Source organism: Nocardia sp. NPDC004722 (assembly GCF_053601505.1).
This window is the reverse complement of record NZ_JBSGBY010000581.1, coordinates 1-5,336: the sequence shown is the minus strand read 5'-3', so window position 1 is coordinate 5,336 and position 5,336 is coordinate 1. Positions and strand designations below refer to the sequence as shown.

Here is a 5,336-nt window from a genome sequence, read left to right as displayed (position 1 = left end):
CGCCGATGCAAGCAGAGCAGTTGTGTGAGAGCGCCCGTCGTGGCCGGGATCCGATCGCCCGGAAGACACTCGACATGTTCTGCGGCATGCTCGGAGCGTTCGCCGGAAGCATCGCCTTCACCCTCGGCGCGACCGGTGGCGTACTACTCGGCGGCTTCCTGCCGGAAATCGCAGACATCCTGGTGGCCAGTGATTTTCGGAGACGGTTCGTCGGAACTCGTTGTCTACCCGGCTATCTCGACAATATCGCGACCGACCTGATCGTGGCGCACACACCCGCGCTGCGCGGGGCGGCATTTCGGCTCACCCAACGTCAAGCCCTGGAACAGCAACCATGAACCTTCTCGCCATCTCGCCGGTCATCCCGGTCGTCGTCATCGACGATGCCGATACGGCGGTACCTCTCGCTCACGCTCTGCTCGACGGCGGCATCGGGATCATCGAGATCACCCTGCGCTCGCCCGCGGCCCTGCCCGCGATTGAACGCATCGCCGCCCAGGTACCCGACATGACCGTCGGCGCCGGAACCGTAATCTCATCGCGTCAGGCCATCGACGCGACCTCCGCGGGTGCAGGATTCCTCGTCAGCCCCGGCGCGACCCCCGCTTTGCTCGAAGCCCTCGATGACACCGCGCTGCCGTACCTTCCAGGTGTCTCCACCGTCTCGGAAATCCTGGCCGTTCTCGAGCACGGCGTGACTCGCATGAAGTTCTTTCCCGCCGAAACATCTGGCGGCACAGGAGCATTGAGCGCCTTCACCGGCCCGCTGCCGCAGATTCGGTTCTGCCCGACGGGCGGAATCACACCGACGTCGGCCCGCGCCTACCTCGCATTGCCCAATGTGGACTGCGTTGGCGGGTCGTGGCTCGCCCCCGCCTCCGCCATCAGTACCGGCGACTGGGATCAGATCCGCCGGCTGGCCGCCGAAGCCGCCGCGCTGTCGGATATGCCGGTACCCGGTTCGGCGGACCTGGCCGGTTGAAGGTAGCGGGGAGTCGGCTGACTCTCGCGCACGGGCGGTCGTCGGCCCCGACGGTAGCGCTGATATCGACCCGGCTGCTTGTCGCCGCGGTATGTCGCTGTCCACCATCTCAACGCGTGGCGGACAGCGACTCGCGGACCTACTTGTCCGCCTTGTTGTATGCGTCAAGAATCTCCGCCGACACACGACCCCGACTGAAGACTTCGAATCCATTCCTACGGGCCCAGTTTCGGATCACCTGCATTTGCTCTCGGTCCACCGTGGTTCGCGCCTTTCCGGTCGCGTTGCCACGTGGAGCACGGCCTACTTTGCGGGCATGAGGTGTCCAGTGCTCGAACAATCCCCGCAGTGCAGCGGCGTTCAATTTGGACAGGTCGATCTCGTAGTCCCTGCCATCTACGGCGAATAGCACCGTCTCCTCCGCTGTGGACTTGCCATCGTAGTCGTCCACTAGCTCGACGGTGACCTTGCGTGCCATATGGTTAGCCTTTCACAGGTTGAAACTGATCTGGTATTGCGAAATCGTAGTGCAGCCGTTCCGTTGGCGTTGTCGGAGAGCACATTCTGCGAGCTATCGCATCAAGGCATTATTCAAAACCATCCAGCGAACCCTAGGAAACCACGATCCATTCGCGTCCGTCACTGACAATGCGTGCCATCACACCAGCCCGATCAGAACGAGCCAAGCCGTCGTCGCGCCGATCGCATGCCACGGCACCCACAAGGTGGGGCTCAGCGCTACAACGCTTCCGATCATCCTCCGGTCGCCGCGAGCCGTCATCGTCAGGAGACCTTCGATTCGAATAGCTTGCTGATGGCGCAGTCTCGGCCGAACCGGGTTCTTGTCGTTCCTTTCCGGCTGTAGCATTCCGCCGCTACACGCGTGGCAAATGAAGTTCAACCTTCCACCCATTGTTTGCCAGCTCGTGGGCAAACACAGTTCCGCCGAGCAGTTCGGCACGCTGCTTCAGACCGGTGATACCTGAACCGGCCCCGGGTAATGCCGGCGACGGCTCACTCGAATGGTCATTGGTGATGGACACGGCCACCGAGTCCTCCGTGGTCGTGAATTCGACGGTGACGGGTGCGCTCGGCGCGTGTTTGTGCACGTTGGTGATCGCCTCTTGGATCGTGCGATAAATTGCACGCTCCCCTGCCGCACTGAGGTCGGCGGGAGGTTCACCTTTCACCGTGATGGCAAGTGTGCTGGTGGCCAACAGGCTCGGCAGCCTGTTGAGCGTCGGCTGGGGGCACAGATCCTGGCCGGTGCCGTCCGGATCGCGCAGCACATTCACCATGTGTCGCAGTTCGTCCAGAGTCGCCACACCGAGTCGGCGTATGGTCTCCGCACGCTCACGCGTATCGGGATCCGCGCTCACCATCTGCATCGCGCCCGCTTGCACCGCAATGAGACTGACCTGGTGGGAAACCACGTCGTGCATCTCCCGCGCGAGTTCGGAGCGCTCACGGGCTCGTTCGGCGGCGATGAGCAACTGACGCTGGTGGTTGCTGGCCTGGTCCAGTTCGGTCATCTGGACCGACAACTGATGCTGCGCCGCAGCAAGCCATCCCAATGCCGCGGGGGCGGCCCCGATCATCAGGACATACAGCACCTCGAGCAGCATTATCGACGGATCCGCGTGGGTGATGTCGATGTCTTGCCTGTCGGACAACAAGATCGAGTCCAGCGAGAGTGCGGCGGCGACGACGACCCATCGGCGAACCGGGCTTCGAGCGACCGCATACAGTGCGATCATCGGGCCCAAGATCGCGGACACGAGTGCCGCCGCGGGCAGCGTCGCAATGAAGGCGGTGATCGGGGCCTGCCGGCGCAGCATCAGAGCAGTCGCGGTGAGAAGCATGAGCCCGATGAGCAGAGCCGTGGGCAATGCGTTACGGGCAACCCAGATATTGAATACACCAAATCCGACCGCGAGGAGGTCGGTGAGTATTCGGGCCTTGGGCCAGCTGGAAATCGCGGTATCTGTCATGTCTTTTCATGAGGAACGAGGCCCGCACGCTCCGCAATCAGCGCGGCCTGCACGCGGGTGCTGATGTTCAATTTATTGAAGATGGTGCCCACACAATCCTTCACCGTTCCCACGCTCAAATGGAGCCGAACACCGATGTCGGCGTTCGACAGGCCCTCCGCGATCAGGACGATGATGTCGCGTTCGCGAGCGTTGAGAGTCTCGATCATCGCTCGGGCGGTGCCGTCGTTGTTACCTAGATATTCCTCGACCACGGTCTTCTTCACCTTCGGCGACATGACGACCGCACCGGAGGCGAGCGCCCGCACGATGGGTGCAAGATACTGTGGCTCAGTATCTTTCAGAATGAATCCCGCAGCTCCTCGCTTCAGCGCTTCGGCGATGTATTCGTCGGCGGCGAAGGTGGTAAGCATGGCGATATTGGGCGGCTCAGGCGACCGAAGCAGCTCGGAGAGGATCTGCAAACCGTCTACGTCGGGCATCCGTATGTCCAGGAGTACCACCTGGATATCAGCTGCTTGAATCGCGGCGACCGCACCGGCTCCGTCGGTGGTTACGGCGACCTCGATGTCGTCCGCGGCGCCCAGGATCAACTCGAAACCCTAGCGAACCAGCGCTTCGTCATCTACTACTGCTACTCGTATAACCGGTACATCTGTGCTCAGCTTCACCACACCGCCAATGTTGCCTGGCCATTTGCCGTTGACGCGAGCGCGCCCGTCGGTACTGGCCGATCTCCGACCGATCCCAGCCGATCGTCGGAATCTTACCGCCGATCGGCTGAACATCCGGCCGGCCGTCGTGCTGTGTGGCTGAGAAGGAAAACCGTTCAGTGATGAGCCGCCGATCCCGCGCCGCGGCATCGAGGGGAAGATGGAAGCCCTGACAGGAGGGCCTCACCGCAAACGGTCCACGGAAGAGGGCGGTGGTCACCCCGGGATCGGCGGTCTCACACTGTGATCCGGCGGCTATCGCAACACCCCGCTACCGGATCACATCAACGACGATAGCCGTGAACCTGCCGTGGTTTCACCGTCCAAGTGGCTGATCTCGACCTTCGATCGGGTTGAAATCACCAGCCGTTTTCGTGACGAACGCCGCCAGAAGTCGGACGAACGTCATGGATGATCAGCCACATGGATATTGATTCCAGACCAACGATGAGCGGTTGAGTGCTGCGCGGAACAGGTCCGGTCACCTAGCTTCTGTCCATGCTGTCTTGCATGTGCCCGGCGTTCGCCAGGAATAGGGCACGCACTCGCCCGACTATCTCGGGCGGCGAACGGCCCGGCAGCTCAGTTGCTGTTGCCGAGTTGACGAATGGGAGCGAGCACTCCGTTGTAGGTGATCCAGTGGGATCGCACGGTGTGAACGCTCACGTCGCCGCGGGTTATGTCCTCGCAGAGGACGCGAAGTTCGTTGATGTTGGCGTGTGTCGGTCCCAGGGTCAGGATGGCGCTGCCGTCGAGTTCCACTGTGGCCCAGGGACCGGCGACCTTCTTCCCCGCGATCTGGCACCGGGTGCCGGGTTTTTCACCGGTGACGTGGGCGGCGATGGTGGAGCGGCCCTGGATCAGCGCCTTGGGTTCATTGGGGGCGGTCGTGGCGGTGTAGGCGGGAAACAGGGCCGCGACAGCCCCGATCAGAACGATCGTCGCGAAGCGGACGCGCCGTGAACCACGGGGTCGCGCCGGACATCGGGCGTCGGCTTCCATACCATCAGCCTTCGCCTCGCGGCGCCAACCTCGCCACCCCCTTGACGCATCTGGTGTGCCAATATGCTTGCACCACAACGGCTTCCAGGTCTCCCCCCAACCCTCCCGCGGCAACGAACTCAGGGCCTGGGCACCGACGGGCCGGCTGGTCGGCGATCTCGCGCTCGACGTGGCTCATGACTCTTCTCCAAACGCGCGCCCGTGCGCATAGATCTCAAGACATGCTCAATCATGAGCAATAAAGCAAGATTTTGTCCAGTTTTGATCAGATTTCCCTTGACTTGCCCGGCAATGGACTCTAATTTTGCAAAATCAACCGCCCCTGCTTCACCCTGCGGAGTACGCCTATGTCCGGCACCCCACCCCCTGTCGCGTCGCTAACCCGACGGATCGGCTTGTTCCAAGCCACCACCATCAACATGAGCCAGATGGTCGGCATCGGCCCCTTCGTCACCATCCCCCTCATGGTCGCCGCCTTCGGCGGCCCCCACGCCATCATCGGCTTCATCGCCGGCGCCCTCCTCGCCATCGCCGACGGACTCATCTGGGCCGAACTCGGCGCCGCCATGCCCGGCGCCGGCGGCACCTACACCAACGCCTCGCCGAAGATCTTCAGGTTCGAGAAAGCGTCGGCATGTGAGCGGTGGT

Annotated in this window: 7 protein-coding genes; 3 read left to right on the top strand and 4 right to left on the bottom strand. The window is 62.6% G+C overall.

Annotated features, from left to right (window positions below; all coding sequences use genetic code 11):
* Together ACWELQ_RS37145 and eda are read left to right on the top strand one after the other, a co-directional pair.
* Window positions 1-338: glucokinase (locus ACWELQ_RS37145; RefSeq protein ID WP_452401697.1), on the top strand; the 338-nt coding region annotated here is incomplete at its 5' end.
* Window positions 335-982 carry a bifunctional 4-hydroxy-2-oxoglutarate aldolase/2-dehydro-3-deoxy-phosphogluconate aldolase gene (gene eda / locus ACWELQ_RS37140; protein ID WP_452401696.1) on the top strand — a complete coding sequence of 216 codons (648 nt, stop codon included), beginning with the start codon at window positions 335-337 and terminating at the stop codon, window positions 980-982. The genes ACWELQ_RS37145 and eda, both read left to right, overlap by 4 nt.
* A gap of 139 nt (window positions 983-1,121) precedes the next feature.
* Here the strand turns inward: eda and ACWELQ_RS37135 are convergent, their stop codons facing one another.
* The 4 genes from ACWELQ_RS37135 to ACWELQ_RS37120 form a co-directional block, all read right to left on the bottom strand.
* On the bottom strand, window positions 1,122-1,460 hold the full coding sequence (locus ACWELQ_RS37135; RefSeq protein WP_452401695.1) for a histone-like nucleoid-structuring protein Lsr2: 339 nt from the start codon (window positions 1,458-1,460) through the stop codon (window positions 1,122-1,124).
* Window positions 1,461-1,857: 397 nt separating this feature from the next.
* On the bottom strand, window positions 1,858-2,973 hold the full coding sequence (locus ACWELQ_RS37130) for a sensor histidine kinase (protein ID WP_452401694.1): 1,116 nt from the start codon (window positions 2,971-2,973) through the stop codon (window positions 1,858-1,860).
* Window positions 2,970-3,566 carry a response regulator gene (locus tag ACWELQ_RS37125; RefSeq protein WP_452401693.1) on the bottom strand — a complete coding sequence of 199 codons (597 nt, stop codon included), beginning with the start codon at window positions 3,564-3,566 and terminating at the stop codon, window positions 2,970-2,972. Before ACWELQ_RS37125 ends, ACWELQ_RS37130 begins: the two co-directional genes overlap by 4 nt.
* 702 nt (window positions 3,567-4,268) lie before the next feature.
* The gene (locus ACWELQ_RS37120) at window positions 4,269-4,688 is read right to left on the bottom strand and encodes a hypothetical protein (protein WP_452401692.1); all 420 of its coding nucleotides are present in this window, start codon (window positions 4,686-4,688) and stop codon (window positions 4,269-4,271) included.
* Window positions 4,689-5,035: 347 nt separating this feature from the next.
* On the opposite strand from ACWELQ_RS37120, the gene ACWELQ_RS37115 reads away from it, so the two are divergent.
* A partial coding sequence (locus tag ACWELQ_RS37115) for an amino acid permease (protein ID WP_452401691.1) occupies window positions 5,036-5,336 on the top strand: 301 nt, incomplete at its 3' end.

What these genes read in the sequence shown, in the direction of transcription:
- eda (WP_452401696.1), top strand. Translation starts at nt 335, where the DNA reads ATGAACCTTCTCGCCATCTCGCCGGTCATCCCGGTCGTCGTCATCGAC.
- ACWELQ_RS37120 (WP_452401692.1), bottom strand. Translation starts at nt 4,688, where the DNA reads ATGGAAGCCGACGCCCGATGTCCGGCGCGACCCCGTGGTTCACGGCGC.
- ACWELQ_RS37135 (WP_452401695.1), bottom strand. Translation starts at nt 1,460, where the DNA reads ATGGCACGCAAGGTCACCGTCGAGCTAGTGGACGACTACGATGGCAAG.
- ACWELQ_RS37130 (WP_452401694.1), bottom strand. Translation starts at nt 2,973, where the DNA reads ATGACAGATACCGCGATTTCCAGCTGGCCCAAGGCCCGAATACTCACC.